Raw genomic sequence first — 17936 nt, 5'->3', positions numbered from 1 at the left:
ATAAATTAAAACATTTCTCTTCCTTCGTGTTCTTCTCGTCTATCTCTATGGGACGCTACGCGAACGTGGCTCATTAAATAAATCCGGCGTTGCTGAATTGAGGTATGAAATTCCCAAATTGAACCTTTAAAACTCTTACCTTTGCGTCTTTGCGCCTTTGCGTGAGACTAAAATTCATACCCTTAATCAGCAACGCCATAAATCCATAGTAGAAAACGAAAAAAAAGGATAAGCAAAACGCCTATCCCTCAAAAATCAAGTTATTATCAAGTCATCAAAATTTAATAAAAAATCTAAACTGATGCAAAATCAGTAAACTGTCTCATATAAGGTGGCTTAAAACCTAAAACAATATCCGTTTTTGGTACTCCCAAATTTACCAACTCACTAGCTACCCCTTCCTCTGTAAAATCTCTCTGAATCCAGATTTTTCCATCTCTAATATCTACATGAATAATTGTCCCATAAGCCCTTTCATTATTTTCCCATCCTACATGAACTACTAAATAACTATTTCTTTCACAATCAAAAATTAACTCCTTTTCTGTGACCTTGGAAGCATGATTTTCTGTATGTCTTGCTAATACAGTTTTTACCAATTCAGGATAATTCATTCCTTCCATAAAACAATCTCCTGTTTAATAGCTTCAAATATCAGTAATTTTAATTGATGTTCAGCAATGATTTCTTGAATAAACGGAATAAGAAAAAATTCTTTGTATATTTCATTACCAATCGCTAGATATAAAATGCGGTTGGGTTCTTTTTTTCTTAAAACAGAACGGTAATTTAGTGTTTGTCCTAAAGCTATATGAAATTCAGTAACTTCAGATTGACCTAAAAAAGATTTTATCTCAACTGCTATTTTTTGACCTTCCTTTTCTGCTCCTAATAGTCTTTCTGCTCCTAAATCAATTCTAAAGTCAAGACCATCTACTGTAAATGATAAAGGATCATTAGTAATTAGCCAATTATCTTTTTCTAAAGCTAATCTAACTGCATTGTGAAAAAAGTCTTTTGCTGACATACAAACTTACAATAACACCCTCCTCCCATTATATCCTCCCTCTGCGCTCTCTGCGTCTCTGCGGTTCGTTAAAAAAAGGGATAAGCCCAAAAGCCTATCCCCGAAAAAATCAACTAATTAATGACTTACGTTCCAGACTGCCAAGAATTGGTATAGTCAATTTGCTCGGCTGTCAAACTATCAATGAAAATGCCCATAGCTTGCAACTTCAAACGAGCAATTTCTTCATCCACATCTCTAGGAATAGAGTGCAAACCAGCAGCTAAACTACCCTTATTCTTCACCAGGTATTCAACAGCTAATGCTTGGTTAGCAAAACTCATATCCATAACTGCGCTGGGGTGTCCTTCAGCAGCAGCCAAATTAATCAAACGTCCTTGTCCAAGTACAACTACGGATTTCCCATTTGTCAACTTATACTCTTCTGTGAAAGGACGGACATCCTTGATTTCCTTAGCATTAGCGGCTAAGTATTTCAAATCAAGTTCTAAATCAAAGTGACCAGAGTTACAAACGATCGCACCGTCTTTCATGACATCGAAGTGTTCACCGCGAACGACGTGCTTGTTACCTGTGACAGTAATGAAGATATCACCGTGAGGTGCTGCTTCTGCCATTGGTAGTACGCGGAAACCATCCATAACGGCTTCAATTGCCTTGATGTGGTCAATTTCGGTAACGATGACGTTTGCACCCATGCCACGGGCGCGCTGGGCTGTACCCTTACCACACCAGCCATAACCGACAACTACAACAGTTTTACCAGCTAACAAGATATTTGTAGCGCGGATAATCCCGTCTAAGGTAGATTGACCAGTACCATAGCGATTATCAAAGAAGTGCTTGGTGTCTGCGTCGTTGACGTTCATAGCGGGGAAGGTGAGAACCCCTTCGTTAAACATGGCGCGTAACCGGACGATACCTGTGGTGGTTTCTTCGGTGCTACCAATTAAATCAGCGATTTGGTTTTGACGGTGTTGAACTAATTCTGCTACCACGTCGCTACCGTCATCAACAATGATGTTGGGGCGATGATCTAAGGCTATTTGGACGTGACGGCTATAGGTTGCGGCATCTTCGCCTTTTTGAGCAAATACGGAAATTTCATGATCAGCTACAAGACTTGCAGCTACGTCATCTTGAGTTGATAAGGGGTTACTCGCAATTAAAACTGCATCAGCACCACCGGCTTTAAGAGCGATCGCTAAATGTGCTGTTTCTGTGGTCACGTGGGCGCAAGCTGAAATACGTAATCCAGCAAAGGGCTTTTCTTTCTCAAAGCGATCGCGGATTTGCTTCAATACGGGCATTTCCCGTCCAGCCCATTCAATGCGTTGTCTTCCCAAGGGAGCTAGGCCGAGGTCTTTAACCTCGTGCTTTAATCTGGGAGTTGTTGCAATCATGAAAATTATCCTTTAAAAAAATGAAACAGGTTTATAAACCTTTACGTACTGTAACAAGGTTTTCTCATTACTAGCCATATTTTCTGAGAATTAGTAATCAGCTAGTCCATAAGTCCTGTGAACTAGCTTCACCTCTGATATCAGCCGTGTTAACACTAGATCGGGCTTTTTCTTTTTTCATCAATCTCTGGTAAGAATATAGCAACTCCAACGGGAATAGATGACAGGTGACAGGATATTGACATCTGATAACAAAGAATGTAGAGACGTTCCATGGAACGTCTCTACAAAGATTCTTACTATTCCTTCATTGACACAAGGAGGTGTTTTAGTGATACTTCGATTTTTAGCGGTAGCAGGGACAATGGTAATTACCATCGGTTCTGTCACCAAAGCCACAGCCCAGTTTTCTCCTTTACCTTTTCTGCCCACTCCCAGTAGTTCAAGCAATAAGGTAGATGATAAGATGGTATCTGGCTGGATTAATTTAGATGGTCATCCTTTATTTAGCATCACTGCCTCAAAAACCAAATTTCCCGAACGTTTTCAAAACATTCAACAGAATTTACAGGATATCACCCATAATTATTTACAGGCATCTGCAACAGAAGTTAAAGTGCAGAATCGCACAGTTAAAGGATTACCGACGATTTTTGTTAATGACCAATACCTGATGACCATTACCTACGAAGATGTTGGACAGGCAAACCCGTTAACATTAGCAAATCAAATTAGTGATGACTTAAAACAACACCTGCAACAAGCCAAGCAAGAACGACAAACTCGGTTTTTAATTCAGCAAGGTGAAATTGCTGCTGTGGGGACACTGGCAATGATCATCATCAGTTGGGGTGTCAGGCGTTGGCAAAAGCGTTTAAGCAAGAATGCAGCCGATTCTATCCCGGCTATTTCCAAAGATACTGCACCAATTACCAAACTATTAAATCAACAACAACAGCAGCATCTTCAAGAAGTCAAAACTAGACTTTTTCAAATAGCACAAGCAGGGATTTGGGGCAGTGGTAGTTTAATTATTTTAGGACTATTTCCCTACACACGCGCCTTCCAAATTGGGATTCTCACCATTGCCCAAATTCCCATTAAATTAACTATTGTCGCGGTGGGAACTTATGTAGCTGTGCGGTTTACCTATGCCTTAATAGATCATTTTACCTCAACCATAGTGAGTGGTGGGGCTTTATTAACTCCAGAAACATCCGAACGTTTGCAATTGAGAATATCCACATTTTCCGGCGTAACTAAAAGTATCACTACGATTATTTTTGTGGGTGCAGGTAGCTTACTAGCTTTGATATCTTTGGGGATAGATATCGTTCCGCTGTTAGCTGGTGCTGGTTTAGTCGGTGTGGCTATATCCCTCGCTTCCCAAAACTTAATCAAAGACGCAATTAACGGCTTTCTGATTATTTTTGAAGACCAATATGCCCTGGGTGATATGATTACTGTGGGTACTGTGGGCGGTTTGGTGGAAAAGTTGAATCTGCGAATGACTCAAGTTCGAGATTCGGAAGGACGCTTAATTACTATCCCCAATAGTGAGGTGAAGATTGTAGCTAATCTTTCTAGTCGTTGGTCACGGGCTGATTTAAGTATTCCGGTTTCTTACCAAGCGGATGTAGATGAGGCTTTGAAGATAATTAAAGATGTGGGTTTGGAGATGAGTCAAGATCCCGAATGGAAACATCAAATTCTGGAAAAGCCAAATGTTTTGGGTGTTGAGCATTTTAGCGATCGCGGTGTGATGATTCGCGTTTGGATCAAAACCCAACCGCTTAAACAATGGAACGTAGCGCGAGAATATCGTCGTCGCCTAAAAATCACCTTAGACGCAGCCGGAATTTATATTCCCGTACCGCAACAAGCAAATTGGATTAATGAGGTGCAGTTATTGAATTCTCAGGATGAGTTTTCCACAAGTGCAACATCAGAAACTTAAATTATCAAGTTTCTTTAGTCACATAACCATCTTTCATCTCCATCAAGAAAATCGTAGAGGCGTTTTATGGAACGTCTTTGCGTTTTTGTATATTTCTATGTAAAGTAGCTTTTCTTATTAAAGGCAATTTTTGATGATTCTCTTGCTATTTTAGTAAATTTGTACTATACTATGGAAATAGTCTTCAAACCTGGAAAGACTTATGGAATAAGGATTTTAAGGACTACACCTATGATGAAGCATTATATTCTCAATCTTAACCCCACAGCCAAGCATGAATGGGATCGTTGTATTATCCGTGATCCTTTAACCGCAAAACGTCCAGATATAGCTAAAATAATTTCTGAAGCCGTAGGTGCAGATACAGGTAGTTATTTAGTCAGTGTAAATATTGAAGTCACGGTATTACAAGAAGCGCCAATACCATCACCAGAACAGCTTTCTCTACCGTTTCCAGAAGTGTCTGTACCCACCCCATTGAGAGAAGCAGCGTAGATATCTCCGACTTCTTCGAGAAGTCGGGGATCTGGGATTCAATCATAAGTTACAATAAAACTATCAAATTTGACTGTAAAGCCATGTCTGAATCAGTTCAATATATCACTAACGCACAGGGAGAAAAGGTTGGGGTACTGTTAAATTTAGAAACCTATCAACAACTAACTAACTTATCTTTAGATTCTGAATTATTGATTGGTTTAAGTATAGATGAGTTACAAGCTTTAGCAGAAAGTTCTTTATTTCCTAAAACTCAGACGCAATTACAGGAGTTATTAATTAAAAATTCTCAAAATCAATTATCAAAGGTTGAAACTGAAACTTTAGATAAATTATTAGCACAAGTTGACCAATTAAATATTATTAAAACTAGAGCTAGATACACATTAAATATTTTGCAAAATCAGCAGCAAGTAGCATGAGTGTTTATATTTCTGTTGAATTACACAAAAAAATTCGTAATCACTTTGCTAATTGTTGTGCTTATTGTCGCACTGCTGAAGCTTTAACAGTCTCTATTTTTGAATTTGAGCATATTATTCCTTTGTCTGCTGGTGGAGGAACTGTATTTGAAAATCTATGTTTAGCTTGTCCATCTTGTAATCGCTATAAAGCAACTCGTCAAACAGCAATTGATCCAGATACTCAGGAGGAGGTTAAACTATTTCATCCACAACAGCAATTATGGATAGATCATTTTACTTGGAGTGAAGATGCTACGGAAATTGTAGGACTTACATCTGTGGGAAGAAGCACAATTTCTGCTTTAAAAATGAACCGTCCACAATTAACTCGTGTGCGAAAAATGTGGGTAAAAATGGCTGAACATCCACCTAATATTTGAATAGGTATTCAGTAGGTTAAATATATTTTTAAGGTTTAAGCTTTATCTTTTAGATACCCGACTTCTTCGAGAAGTCGGGTATCTGGGATTTGTGGTGTTTACCCTTCTATAATTTTAATCTCTTCTGCTGTTAGTTCGTAAAGTTGATAAACTAGCTGATCTATTTCTGTTTCTAATGCGGTTGTATCTGCTTTTGGATCTGATTTTTTAGAAGTTGTATTGTTAATCTAAGTAAAATGTTACTGTAGTAAATCCATAATCTATTACTCCCCTGCATGAGAATCAGGATCAAATTCATAAAAGCATATTTGATTATTTATTTTACAGAAGAAAATTCGTGAACATCTTCTATCAATAGTTCCTCTTCCCATTTGAAATACATCAGCACTAATTTTAGTGTATTTTTTTTGATCAATTGTTATTTTCACATTTTTATATTTATGTAATCTAATATCTATATCTTGTGCATAAATAACTTGAGTTAGAGAGTCAATAAATTTTAGTTTGTATTCTGTATCTTCTTCAGTTATTTTTGCACTGGTAAGAGTTCTCCAAAAGTTTGAATCAAAAATATACTCTTGCTGTAGTAAATTAGGACTCATACGACCAGTTAAAACAGCTTGATGATAGCAAATATTTATTATCTTTCTCATCACCTTATCATTGATAGTTTCTTTTTTTAATAGTTGGCTGATATCAAATAGTTCATATACCGTTGTAATTTGTTTTAAATCTATATTAATTAATTGTTCTGATACCAATGTAATTTTAGTTTGATAAGACAAAGGACTTATAATACGAAGTAATGAATCCTGCTGAGAACATGAACCACATTGATTAATTAGTGATTCCCAAGCACATAAAACTTCATCAGGAACATGACTATTAGTACATAAAAAAGCCGAAATTACACTATCTTGTATCTCACAATTACTAGGACACCAATCAATTCTCCTAGTTAATCTTGACAACACATCACTGAATAACTTTACGTAAAAATTTTCCACTGAGGGTTCATTTTTAAAAGGATTATAATGATAGATTTTGCTAAATAATTCCTCACTAAATTGAAATTTAACCAATTTATATAAACTATTTGAATCTTTTTCAACTTCCTCGATATCGTCAATAATTTCGACTAGGGATTCAAAAATTTCTGCATATACTCTGGTTTTCCAAGTATCTTCATTAACTACTAAATAAACTGGATCAAGATAGTTTTTCATCCTTGTTATAAATTAGACATCCGTTTTTTTAAGGTGGCTGATATTAAGTCTCGTGAATCATTTTCATCAAAAAATCCTACTGGCCAGTTTTCTATTTCACCATATTTATTGATTTCAATAGGTTTAGCAATAGAACTTTTATTTTCCTCATCATAACTTACAAAGAGGATGTTAATTAAATTTCTGGTATCGTTAGACTCTTCTTGAGCAATTCTTAAACATAGTCTGTTAATAAAATGTTCACTATGGGTTTCAACTACAAGATTTTTACCTGATTTAGCCATACAAATAAAAAAGTCAGCCAGCTTTGATTGTAAAGATGGATGTAAATGAATCTCAGGCTGTTCTAAAATAATTGTTTCTCCTTCAGCCATTCTTAGACATTCCACAATGATTGGTAAAATTTGACTAACACCAAATCCTACATCTGTTAAATCTAATTCAATTCCTAAAGAATCAACTTTTACTTGGTTTATAATTCCACTTAGCTCATTGATAGAATGTATGGGAGGAAGTTTCTTAAAATCAGATAGCCACCAGTTTACACTATCAATTAATTTATCTTTATCTCTTAATTCATATTTTTCAATGGATTTTTTTTTATAAATACATCTATAGTATTTAGGAACAATTGTTTCTTTTTCTACAGCTAAAACTAATGGCATATTTTCACCATTTATACCAATATCTATTATTCTTAAATCATTAAATGGATAAAATCTTTTTGGTGCTTCACGTATTGGTCCAATATATCTAAATCCTGACCATATTTCTCTTAAGAATGTAACTGTGGCTCTATAGGAAAAGTAATAATCTAATAGAGATACATCATTACTTATTGATAAATTTTGATTTTCTTTAGAGAGAGATAAATCTATATCTAAATATTTATCTTTTTGTGGTTGTTGTTTATCAAAATTAATACTTGTTATTATTAATTCTAAATGGCTAAGAATCGTATCAATAAGTTTTTCTAAATAGCCTGATACCTTATTACCTCTGACCATTGATGGTAATTTTTCTCTTATGCTTTTGAGAATACTAGAACTTTGTTGAGGAAAATTGTTGATTAATATTTGGGTAGGAAATATACTCTGGAAAGTTACTTGAGCATTATCAAAACATTCTTCTTCAAGAATTCCTTCTTGAAATAATTTAATATTTTTATCTTCTAAATATTTCAAGAATTCTTGAATTTTACTAATGTAGTCGAAAGCTCTATGATATCTATACTTGTAATTGCGATATATCCATTGTACAATAATGTCTTTTACTGAAATATTTCTGAGTTTTATTTTATATTTACCATCATTTTTTCTAACCAATTCCAGTGAAAAATTGGTATTTAAATCTTTAAATAAGAAATTATTTACTTCAATTTGGGCAAGAGATTTTTCAATTTCAATATTTTTTATATTTTTTATTTTGACAGTCAATTCTGAATTAATAGAGTAATCCCTAATATGAGATATAGTTCTTATTTTTTCATTTTCTATTTTCCATTTTAATACTATTTCTTCATCATTTGAATGGTTATAAACTACATCTAAAAAACTGCCTAATTGAACGTATGAACCATTAAAAGTTAATGGTAATTGTCCATAGGTATTTGGTAAATTTTTCGTTGGGTTAGACTGTTTCATCAATAGCAAACTTTGAATCAAAGAACTTTTTCCAGAGTTATTAGTACCACAAATAACTGTCAGAGGTTTAAGGTTTACTGACTGAAGTTCTTTGAAACCTTTGAAATTTGATAATGAAAAACTAATAGACATTTTCCCATCCTTGATTGTTATTCATGGTATACGCACACTAGTCGTTTCAGTTATATTGTCCGTTGGGTTGACGCAAGGATACCCAACCCCATACAGGCTTTTAGTTAAGCCCAAAAATTAAATATAGCATTAGCCGATTCTATCTATAATAGTAGCACAAAAAGTCAAGGGGTATTAATCAATCCTGTAAAAACCTATTTCCGTTAACTTATTGATAATATTCTCAATAATCTTGAGAATAGAGAGAGATATTCTCAATAAACATCAACTTTACCAATTTTCCAAAAATGTTCATTTAAAAAACTTATATTTCTCAAATAACGGTTGGTTGCTTTGGTTGAGACAAGGAAGCACAAAATTTAAATTCAAAATCAAGTCAGGGTAAAGCGCAATGCTAAACCCCTACTTTGCTATCATTATGCCAAGTGCATAAAAATCATTTTTAGCAACTCAGCGCGAGTAAAGGGTTTAGTTAAATATCCCGAAGCACCGACAAATCTCGCTTTTACCTTATCTATAATTCCCTTATTGCTAGTCACAAAAATAATGGGAATATTTTTAAACAGGGAATTATTGCGGATAATACGACATAGTTCATAACCATCAATTCCTGCCATATTTAAATCCAGTAAAATCAGATCCGGCTTATGTCGAATAATTGACATAACTGCTTTTACTGGTTCATTAATAGTTACCAAAGTAAAATTCTCATCTTCTAAATAACGGCTAATTTCCTTGAGAATTGTGGGACTATCATCTACAGAGATAATTTTGTAAGTCTTTTCTGTAGTTCTCTGATTGACTTTTACTTTTTGGGAATCAGCATCTATGTTACTATCAACAGTTTCGGGTTGTAAATCATCTGGAGGTAAATCAGCAATGTCTGTTACTAGCTGTTCAACCGCAACATTATTTTCAGAAATAGTTAAAGTTTCTGGAGGAGGATCTTTGCTTAGTGCTACATCGGAAATAAATAATTTTTCCTTCACCGATTCTGTGCTATCTTCAGAAAATGGTAATAGACTGCCATTTGTTTTTGGTAATTTATCAAATGGAGGATCTGGTTCATGTAATACTATCGAACCCTTGACAATATAGGGGTATAAACTTAAAGCTAGTTGCAATTCATCCTGATTCATGATAATCGCTAGATGACGTAAGCTAAAACCCTTCATCCAATTAGTGATATTCTCTTTTAGTGGTGGTAATCTTTTATCCTGAAATTTGCTACTAACTAACAAATATGGACGCTGATAGGGAGAAGAGATATATCTACCAAGATATCGCCAATTTTGTAACTGATTTTGACATTCTTCGATGATAGTATTGATATCTAACTGACAAATTTTTGTCAAATCATGGATTGGTTCTGCTAATTCATAAGTGCCTGTTTTAATGAGGATAAACCATTCAATTACCTCTTTGACTAATTCTTGAATAAGTAATGTTGCTTGAGTAGGCAGAAGATGTTGTTCAGTGACAAGCCAGTTAATCGCTTCGTATTCTGGAGGTTGGTTTGGGAAATGATCATGATCTTCAGCTTCAAACACCAAGCGCATTTGTACACGCACTTCATTATCTACGAGCGGGATTTGTTGATGGAGACGACGCATTTGTCGTTCTAATCTATCAAAAGGTTCTACGGAATGAGTCGCATAGATAATTTTTCCTTGTTCTATATATATCAACCAAGATACAGAGTTACTAAATGCTTGTAAACAGGTAGTTTCATAACAATTGCTTAATTGTCTTAATAAACCCGCGGGAGGTAGTTTGGTAAATGTGCCAGTATTTTTCATATTTTTACAATTTTTTGGGCGGATACATCAATATAGTATGGGAAAAGATTAAATATCAGGCTGTAATATGATATCACTGGAAAATATAGTCATGATCACAAGTTATTAAATTATGAATATCAACGAAAAACATTTTCTAAAAATTCTCCTACCTAGCGATCTTGAATGTAACAAGTTTTGTGGTTTTTTGTGCTAATTCTTGAGCATTTGCTTAGATATAAATCTCCTGCTTGTCAGATCTTTCAGCTATTTGATTTTGATAAATCACATAGTAATCCGAGGGAGAATGCTGAGATATTTCGGATAATTTAAATTCATCAACCGTCAGAATGATATTCGTCCTGTTTGGGGATTTAAAAATAATGAATTTATTTACCTGAAGACAGACGAAATCTCACATAGAATCTTTAAAAATTTATGGATGTAAATGTATATGTTGATTATAGCACCCAGCTATCAGCCAAGAGCAAGAATAGCAAAGAAGAGAAAGTATTCATTTCCTGGAAATTACACCCAGGAACTTAGTTGTAATTCCCTCTGAGTGAGGTTATTCATACTTGAATTATGCAACGCTAGTACCGCAGGGCGGAAGTCAAAAGTCAAAAGTCAAAAGTCAAAACTAATATACAGTAGGCTTTTTGGCGATTGAATATGGTTGCTTTATTTACGCCGTGATGTACTAGTTATGAGGAGTTGGAGAGATATTTGGCAAATTTACCGCAAATCAATATCTTTACCGAAAAACTCAAGTATTTTCGACAAAATACCATAATTTTAGTCATACTAGCGCTAGAAACTATATACTTTGAGTAAAAGGAAAATAAGACTTTGGATTATAACATAACACAAAAAGTTATGATTGATACGTTTAATCTTGACGAAGTTGTAGAATTTGCGGAAAATCCCGAACCCCGTTGCCCATGCGTGCTATTGCTAGATACCTCCGGCTCAATGCAGGGGGAACGAATCGAAGCTTTAAATCAAGGTTTGTTGAGTTTAAAGGATGAACTGGTAAAAAATTCTCTAGCATCCAGAAGAGTGGAAGTAGCAATTATCACCTTTGATAGTAGTGTAAATGTCGTGCAGGACTTTGTAACTGCTGATCAATTTAATCCGCCAATTCTGACAGCCCAGGGTTTAACCATCATGGGTTCAGCAATTCATAAAGCATTAGATATTATTCAAGAGCGTAAATCCCAATATCGAACTAATGGTATTGCTTACTACCGTCCCTGGGTATTTATGATTACCGATGGTGAACCCCAAGGTGAACTAGATCATGTTGTCGAACAAGCATCCCAAAGACTGCAAGGAGATGAATCTAATAAGCGGGTGGCCTTCTTTACGGTGGGCGTAGACAATGCGAACATGAGTAGATTAAGTCAAATCGCTGTGCGGAGTCCACTCAAGCTAAAAGGATTAAATTTTATTGAGATGTTTGTATGGCTGTCCGCAAGTATGTCAGCGGTATCCCATTCTCAAGTAGATGAACAGGTAGCACTACCACCAATTGGGTGGGGATCTGTTTAGATGAAAATTACAGCTTGTTGTTTAAACTGAACTAGCTGTGGAAAACAAATTATATGAATACATCAAAACAGATTTCTCAATGGCGCATAGTAGCTGCATCTGTATGTGGAACTAGTCACTCAAAAAACCAGCAACTTTGTCAGGATGCTCACCATTGGCAACTATTAGCCAATAATGTGTTGGTAATAGCAGCAGCCGATGGTGCGGGTTCTGCTAAACTAGGAAAGGTGGGATCAATGATTGCTGTAGAAACGGCAATAGAGCATCTTTCTCGCCAAGAGATTACCAGTAATACCCTGGCTAATAATGATTTTTTGGGTTATTTGCTAACTGATGCTATGTTAGCAGCCCGTAAAGCCATAGAAATTGAGGCGGATATTTGTCACAATCAACCTCATGATTTAGCAACTACCTTAATTGTCATGATTGCTACACCAGAAATTGTGGCTGTGGGGCAGGTTGGTGATGGTTTAGCTGTAGCTAAAAATAGTATGGGTAATCTGATAGCCTTAACCATCCCCAGCAACGGTGAATATATCAATCAAACGACCTTTTTAACATCTCCCGATGCCTTAGAGACAGCACAACTGAAAATATGGCGGGAAGAGATAGTTAATGTTGGTGTGCTTACCGATGGGTTACAGATGTTAGCTTTAAATATGATTGTTGGTGAACCTCATAAACCTTTCTTTTTACCTTTATTCGAGTTTGTAGCTAACGCTGAAGATAGAATATTAGCCAAAGAACATTTAATGAGATTTTTAAGCTCTGATAAGATTACTAAGCGGACTGATGATGATTTGACTTTAGTTCTAGCTGCATTTATTAACTCATGAGTTATGGTAATCAGGAATTATTTGCAGGTTGGTGGATAACTCCTACCTCCTCAAACCAGCTAAAGCCATCCTCTTGAGTTGCTGAACTTTTGACTGATTCCAATTACTTCACATAACCTTAATTCTGCCATGCAGGTACTACGTCCTTTTCCCAACCCGGAAATTCTCAACCTCTCTGTCAGTGTGGGACATGGTGGTGAAGCTTGTATCTATGCAGTGCCATTGGATGACAATCTAGTGGCGAAAATCTATCACAAACCAACTATCTCCTATGCCCAAAAACTGCGGGCAATGCTGGCTAATCCTCCTGTTAATCCGACGGACAATTTAGGGCATATTGCCATTGCTTGGCCACAGGAGTTGTTGCAAGCAGCAGATAGTAGCGGTAAGATTGTGGGCTTTATTATGCCCCGGATTCGGGGAATGCGGCCAATTATGGATTTTTATAATCCGGGGATTCGCCGACAACATTGCCCATTGTTCTCTTATCAGTATTTATTGCGGACTGCCCGTAACCTAGCCTCAGCTTTTGCGGCTTTGCACGCCAGCGGATACTGTATTGGTGATGTGAATGAGTCAAATATTCTGGTTAGTGATACGGCATTGGTGACATTGGTAGATACAGATTCGTTCCAAGTGACCGAACCATTAGAAAATCTGGTCTATCGTTGTTCTGTGGGTAAGGCTGAGTATACTCCGCCAGAATTACAGAATAAAACTTTTGCTGATTATGACCGCGAAAATTATCATGATTTATTTGGGTTGGCTGTACTGATTTTTCAATTGTTAATGGAAGGAACTCACCCATTTTCTGGGATATTTCAAGGTGGGATAGAACCTCCAACCTACCAGGGGAGGATACTTTCTGGGCATTTTACCTATAGTCAAAAGAAACAAGTCCCCTATTTGCCCACTCCGATTTCCCCTGGTTGGGATCTGCTTCATCCCAGCTTACAGGATTTATTTGTGCGTTGTTTTGAAGATGGTCATGACAATCCCCGGTTACGTCCTAATGCTCAAACTTGGTTATCGGCATTAGCGGCAGTGGAGGAAAGTTTGCTGACTTGTGCGGCTAATCCTCAGCATCTTTATCATAATCATTTAGATAAATGTCCTTGGTGTGAGAGGACTAGACGATTAGGTGGAAGAGATCCGTTTCCGTCACTCGTAGCGATCGCTTCTAAACAACATCTGCAACCACGCCAAAAACCTCAGTCTAAACGTCGCTATGTTCCGACTCCACGGATTACTCAGCCATTAAAATCAAATTATCCGGTCTATCATTGGCAACCCATAAACCAGCAGTTTTATCATGTTCCGTCTCGGAAAAAGTTAAACCCCAAGATATACGGTTTCATTGTTGGGGTGATGGGATTGGGTCTTTTGGGTTATTTGGACGTAATGATTAAATTTACCCGTCCTTTTGTTTCCCAAAATCCTTATACTCAACAAAGTTTGATGTCTCGTGCTGCTAATCAAACTCCTGATTTACCAAAGCTTTCTTTTACGGATTATTATCAGCGTGGTCATACTGCTTATCAACGGCAAGACTATGAACAGGCAGTGGTCAACTTTACCCAAGCTATTAAAAAGAATCCCCAGTCTGCCAAAAGCTATATAGATTTGGCTAATTCTCAGTACAATTTAAATAATTATGAAGCTGCATTAGCTAATTATAACCAAGCTTTGAAGTTAGATCCTCAAGAAGTTAAAGCTTATGTAAATCGCGGCAATGCTTATTATATGCTTGCTAACTATAGTAGTGACCCTAACAGAGAATATAAACAAGCAATCGCGGATTTTAATGCTGCCATCAATATAAATAAAAATGATGCTGAGGCTTATATCAGAAGGGGTGTTGTGCGATTTGAAATCAATAAATACATCAATAATTCTTTTCAGGAATACGAAAAATCAATTGCCGATTTTACTGAAGCCATTAAACTCAATTCATCAAAAGTAGATGCTTACTTTCAACGGGGTTCGGTTCGCTATCAAATGGCTCAATATAGCACTAATTATGCAGCAGAATATAAACAAGCGATCGCCGATTTTACTGAAGCAATTAAACTCAATTCCCGGTTGGCTAAAATTTATCTAAAACGTGGTATGGCCTACTATGAACTAGCACAATATGGAGAAGGTATAGCTGATAAAAATCATGTTCAAGCAGTTGCGGATTTAGAAGCAGCCGCTAAAGTTTCTTTAGAAGAAAATGATATGGATAATTATCAACAGTCCCTCAGTAGCATTTGTATTGTTGTCGCTAATAAATGTGACGGTTTATTATCTAACTCAACCCTACTTGGACAAAGTAATTGATATAAAAGGAGTCAGGAGTCACCGAGTCAGGAGTCACCGAGTCAGGAGAAGAAAAAATAAGAAGGAAGAATAAGGAAGAATAAGGAAGAATAAGGAAGAATAAGGAAGAAGAAAAAATAAGAAGGAAGAATAAGGAAGAAATTAAAATCATCTAAAATGTCAATAATCGGTAAAAATAACAGTTAAAATGCTACCTCTGACTTCATCAAGAAATCGGGGGTTTTTGTTTTTGTGATTAAAATTACTATCGCAGTATGTGGATTGAATTAGGTACAAAATTTACGAAAAAAGACCACCACCAAAAGACTTTTATTTCTTCTTCTTTCTTCTTCTTTCTTTCTTTCTTTCTTCTTCTTTCTTATTCTGACTCCTGACTCCTGACTCGGTGACTCCTGAACTCCTGACTCGGTGACTCCTCCTACAAATATTTTACAGATAAAATATCTTAATTTACTTATTCTTTATAATTTTCTAGAAAATAATAGTTAAATTATGTTTATCTACCCAATAAAGAGAAAGAAAAAAGCATTCAAGTTCTCTGCCATCATTGTGCATTCTCTTCATTTCCATTAGTTGAAATTATCACCCACCTGCAAATTTTTGAGGTAACTACATGAAAGCAGTGATTTTAGCAGGAGGTCTGGGTACAAGGTTAAGTGAAGAAACCAGTATCAGACCCAAACCCATGGTTGAAGTTGGTGGTAAGCCAATTCTCTGGCACATAATGAAGACTTACTCAGCTCACGGTATTAATGATTTCATTATCTGTTGCGGTTACAAAGGGTACATTATTAAAGAATATTTTGCTAACTATTTTTTACATATGTCAGACGTGACATTTGATATGCGATTTAATCAAATGAATGTCCATTCTGGATATGCTGAACCTTGGCGCGTCACCTTAGTAAATACAGGTGATAATACAATGACCGGTGGGCGGTTAAAGCAAGTTCGTGAACATATTGGGAATGAAACCTTTTGCTTTACCTATGGTGATGGTGTCAGTAATATCAATATTACAGAATTAATTAAATTCCATCAAGAACAAAAGACATTAGCAACACTCAGCGCAGTGCAACCAGCAGGAAGATTTGGCGCAATTTCTTTAGGACAAGAACAAACTAAAATTACCAGTTTTCAAGAAAAACCTGAAGGTGATGGTGCTTGGATTAATGGGGGCTATTTTGTTCTAGAACCACAAGTAATTGATTTTATTGCTGATACTTCAACTGTGTGGGAGAAAGAACCATTAGAAAAGTTAGCTAATTTAGAACAGTTAGCGGCTTACAAACATGATGGTTTTTGGCAACCCATGGACACATTAAGAGATAAAAACTATCTTGAAGACCTTTGGAAAAGTGGTAAAGCTCCTTGGCAAGTTTGGGAATAGAAATTTTGGATTTAGGAAAAATTACTAATGTATGATTTTGCGATTATTGGTGGGGGAATAGTTGGACTTTCCACAGCCATGGACTTAGGAGAACGTTATGCAAATGCCAAAATACTAGTCTTAGAAAAAGAGAGTGAATGGGCATTTCATCAAACTGGTAATAATAGCGGTGTAATTCATTCGGGGATTTACTATAAACCAGGAAGTTTTAAGGCGAAATTCTCCCGTGATGGCAGCCGTTCCATGGTAGAATTTTGCCAAAAGTATGATATTGATCATGATGTTTGTGGCAAGGTAATTGTTGCCACTAATGAACAAGAATTACCCCGCTTAGAAAATCTCTACACCCGCGGTTTAGAAAACGGTATTCCTGTTAAAAGAATTAGTCCTCAAGAAGTCAAAGAAGTTGAACCTCATGTTAGTTGTGTAGGTGGAATTCGGGTATTTAATACAGGGATTGTTAATTACAAACAAGTTTGTTTAAAATACGCCGAATTAATTCGCAATCAAGGGGGAGATTTACGTCTCAATACCCAAGTTGTGAAAATTACCCGCAGTGGCAAAAATCAGGTATTAGAAACTAACAAGGGCAGTTTTGAAACTCGATTTGTGATCAATTGTGCCGGATTACATAGCGATCGCATTGCAAAATTAGGTAAAGCTAATCCTGAAGCTAAGATCGTTCCCTTTCGCGGCGAATATTACGAACTTACCCCCGAAAAACGCTATCTGGTCAAAACTCTCATTTATCCAGTTCCTAACCCAGATTTCCCCTTTCTCGGTGTGCATTTCACCCGGATGATTGATAACAGTGTCCACGCCGGACCAAATGCAGTTCTCAGTCTCAAACGTGAAGGTTACAAAAAAACCGACTTTGATTTTAGAGATTTTGCCGAAGTTATCACTTATCCCGGCTTTTGGAAATTAGCAGCAAAACACGCTGACGAAGGGATTCAAGAAATCATTCGTTCCTTTAGTAAAGCAGCATTTGTCAAAAGTCTGCAAACACTAATTCCCGAAGTTCAAGCAGAAGATGTAATTCCTACTCATGCAGGAGTTCGCGCTCAAGCATTAATGAATAATGGTGCGCTTGTTGATGACTTTTTAATCATTGCAGGTGAGAACTCTATTCATGTTTGCAATGCACCTTCACCCGCTGCAACTTCTTCTTTGGAAATTGGTAAAGCTATAGTTAAGCAAATACCAGAACCTACTCATTTGCACAGTTTAGCATCTTTGTAGAATGAACTGCATTTTTTTATCGGGCTTCGCTAACACGCAGAGGCGCAGAGGCACTCAAGAGGAAGACAAGAGAATTTTATTTGCGGA

Annotated in this window: 15 protein-coding genes; 9 read left to right on the top strand and 6 right to left on the bottom strand. The window is 36.3% G+C overall.

What is annotated here, in order from left to right; genetic code table 11:
• Positions 1-293: 293 nt before the first annotated feature.
• The 3 genes from FJR08_RS10360 to ahcY form a co-directional block, all read right to left on the bottom strand.
• Entirely contained in the window at positions 294-623 is a 330-nt protein-coding gene (locus FJR08_RS10360) for a XisI protein (protein WP_148759666.1), read from the bottom strand.
• The gene (locus FJR08_RS10355; protein ID WP_148759668.1) at positions 611-1027 is read right to left on the bottom strand and encodes a XisH family protein; all 417 of its coding nucleotides are present in this window, start codon (positions 1025-1027) and stop codon (positions 611-613) included. Before FJR08_RS10355 ends, FJR08_RS10360 begins: the two co-directional genes overlap by 13 nt.
• A 125-nt stretch (positions 1028-1152) precedes the next feature.
• Entirely contained in the window at positions 1153-2430 is a 1278-nt protein-coding gene (gene ahcY / locus FJR08_RS10350; protein ID WP_168633114.1) for an adenosylhomocysteinase, read from the bottom strand.
• Between the two features lie 364 nt (positions 2431-2794).
• On the opposite strand from ahcY, the gene FJR08_RS10345 reads away from it, so the two are divergent.
• The 4 genes from FJR08_RS10345 (at position 2795) to FJR08_RS10330 (ending at position 5729) form a co-directional block, all read left to right on the top strand.
• On the top strand, positions 2795-4387 hold the full coding sequence (locus tag FJR08_RS10345; protein ID WP_174783062.1) for a mechanosensitive ion channel family protein: 1593 nt from the start codon (positions 2795-2797) through the stop codon (positions 4385-4387).
• Positions 4388-4618: 231 nt separating this feature from the next.
• Positions 4619-4882 (top strand): hypothetical protein, encoded by a 264-nt coding sequence (locus tag FJR08_RS10340; RefSeq protein WP_041457470.1) that lies wholly within the window; start codon positions 4619-4621, stop codon positions 4880-4882.
• A gap of 83 nt (positions 4883-4965) precedes the next feature.
• Positions 4966-5307, top strand: coding sequence for a hypothetical protein (locus tag FJR08_RS10335; protein WP_148759672.1), 342 nt, complete (start codon positions 4966-4968; stop codon positions 5305-5307).
• Positions 5304-5729, top strand: coding sequence for an HNH endonuclease (locus FJR08_RS10330; RefSeq protein WP_168633112.1), 426 nt, complete (start codon positions 5304-5306; stop codon positions 5727-5729). Before FJR08_RS10335 ends, FJR08_RS10330 begins: the two co-directional genes overlap by 4 nt.
• Before the next feature lie 263 nt (positions 5730-5992).
• On the opposite strand, the gene FJR08_RS10325 is transcribed toward FJR08_RS10330, so the two are convergent.
• The 3 genes from FJR08_RS10325 to FJR08_RS10315 form a co-directional block, all read right to left on the bottom strand.
• Positions 5993-6955 carry a hypothetical protein gene (locus FJR08_RS10325; RefSeq protein WP_168633111.1) on the bottom strand — a complete coding sequence of 321 codons (963 nt, stop codon included), beginning with the start codon at positions 6953-6955 and terminating at the stop codon, positions 5993-5995.
• Positions 6956-6960: 5 nt separating this feature from the next.
• Complete coding sequence (locus FJR08_RS10320; protein ID WP_168633110.1) at positions 6961-8730, bottom strand: DUF3696 domain-containing protein; 1770 nt, start codon at positions 8728-8730, stop codon at positions 6961-6963.
• Positions 8731-9146: 416 nt separating this feature from the next.
• The gene (locus FJR08_RS10315; RefSeq protein WP_168633109.1) at positions 9147-10529 is read right to left on the bottom strand and encodes a response regulator; all 1383 of its coding nucleotides are present in this window, start codon (positions 10527-10529) and stop codon (positions 9147-9149) included.
• Positions 10530-11384: 855 nt separating this feature from the next.
• On the opposite strand from FJR08_RS10315, the gene FJR08_RS10310 reads away from it, so the two are divergent.
• The 5 genes from FJR08_RS10310 to lhgO all read left to right on the top strand — a co-directional run bounded on the left by FJR08_RS10310 (position 11385) and on the right by lhgO (position 17849).
• Positions 11385-12059 carry a VWA domain-containing protein gene (locus tag FJR08_RS10310; protein ID WP_015077998.1) on the top strand — a complete coding sequence of 225 codons (675 nt, stop codon included), beginning with the start codon at positions 11385-11387 and terminating at the stop codon, positions 12057-12059.
• A gap of 53 nt (positions 12060-12112) precedes the next feature.
• Positions 12113-12895 (top strand): PP2C family serine/threonine-protein phosphatase, encoded by a 783-nt coding sequence (locus FJR08_RS10305; RefSeq protein WP_168633108.1) that lies wholly within the window; start codon positions 12113-12115, stop codon positions 12893-12895.
• A gap of 129 nt (positions 12896-13024) precedes the next feature.
• Positions 13025-15217, top strand: coding sequence for a tetratricopeptide repeat protein (locus tag FJR08_RS10300; RefSeq protein ID WP_168633107.1), 2193 nt, complete (start codon positions 13025-13027; stop codon positions 15215-15217).
• Positions 15218-15830: 613 nt separating this feature from the next.
• On the top strand, positions 15831-16607 hold the full coding sequence (rfbF, locus tag FJR08_RS10295; protein ID WP_168633106.1) for a glucose-1-phosphate cytidylyltransferase: 777 nt from the start codon (positions 15831-15833) through the stop codon (positions 16605-16607).
• A 27-nt stretch (positions 16608-16634) separates the two neighbouring features.
• Entirely contained in the window at positions 16635-17849 is a 1215-nt protein-coding gene (lhgO, locus tag FJR08_RS10290; RefSeq protein ID WP_168633105.1) for an L-2-hydroxyglutarate oxidase, read from the top strand.
• Positions 17850-17936 lie beyond the last annotated feature (87 nt).

Origin of the sequence: Dolichospermum sp. UHCC 0260, from assembly GCF_009711985.1 — a bacterium.
Classification (GTDB): Bacteria; Cyanobacteriota; Cyanobacteriia; order Cyanobacteriales; family Nostocaceae; genus Dolichospermum; species Dolichospermum lemmermannii.
This window is presented reverse-complemented; position numbering and strand designations above follow the sequence as displayed.

Bases quoted from the DNA above. Each gene is read 5' to 3' on its own strand.
- FJR08_RS10310 (WP_015077998.1), top strand. From the start codon at position 11,385: ATGATTGATACGTTTAATCTTGACGAAGTTGTAGAATTTGCGGAAAAT.
- FJR08_RS10300 (WP_168633107.1), top strand. From the start codon at position 13,025: ATGCAGGTACTACGTCCTTTTCCCAACCCGGAAATTCTCAACCTCTCT.
- ahcY (WP_168633114.1), bottom strand. From the start codon at position 2,430: ATGATTGCAACAACTCCCAGATTAAAGCACGAGGTTAAAGACCTCGGC.
- FJR08_RS10320 (WP_168633110.1), bottom strand. From the start codon at position 8,730: ATGTCTATTAGTTTTTCATTATCAAATTTCAAAGGTTTCAAAGAACTT.
- FJR08_RS10360 (WP_148759666.1), bottom strand. From the start codon at position 623: ATGGAAGGAATGAATTATCCTGAATTGGTAAAAACTGTATTAGCAAGA.
- FJR08_RS10345 (WP_174783062.1), top strand. From the start codon at position 2,795: ATGGTAATTACCATCGGTTCTGTCACCAAAGCCACAGCCCAGTTTTCT.
- lhgO (WP_168633105.1), top strand. From the start codon at position 16,635: ATGTATGATTTTGCGATTATTGGTGGGGGAATAGTTGGACTTTCCACA.
- FJR08_RS10325 (WP_168633111.1), bottom strand. From the start codon at position 6,955: ATGAAAAACTATCTTGATCCAGTTTATTTAGTAGTTAATGAAGATACT.
- FJR08_RS10355 (WP_148759668.1), bottom strand. From the start codon at position 1,027: ATGTCAGCAAAAGACTTTTTTCACAATGCAGTTAGATTAGCTTTAGAA.
- FJR08_RS10330 (WP_168633112.1), top strand. From the start codon at position 5,304: ATGAGTGTTTATATTTCTGTTGAATTACACAAAAAAATTCGTAATCAC.
- FJR08_RS10315 (WP_168633109.1), bottom strand. From the start codon at position 10,529: ATGAAAAATACTGGCACATTTACCAAACTACCTCCCGCGGGTTTATTA.
- rfbF (WP_168633106.1), top strand. From the start codon at position 15,831: ATGAAAGCAGTGATTTTAGCAGGAGGTCTGGGTACAAGGTTAAGTGAA.
- FJR08_RS10340 (WP_041457470.1), top strand. From the start codon at position 4,619: ATGATGAAGCATTATATTCTCAATCTTAACCCCACAGCCAAGCATGAA.
- FJR08_RS10305 (WP_168633108.1), top strand. From the start codon at position 12,113: ATGAATACATCAAAACAGATTTCTCAATGGCGCATAGTAGCTGCATCT.
- FJR08_RS10335 (WP_148759672.1), top strand. From the start codon at position 4,966: ATGTCTGAATCAGTTCAATATATCACTAACGCACAGGGAGAAAAGGTT.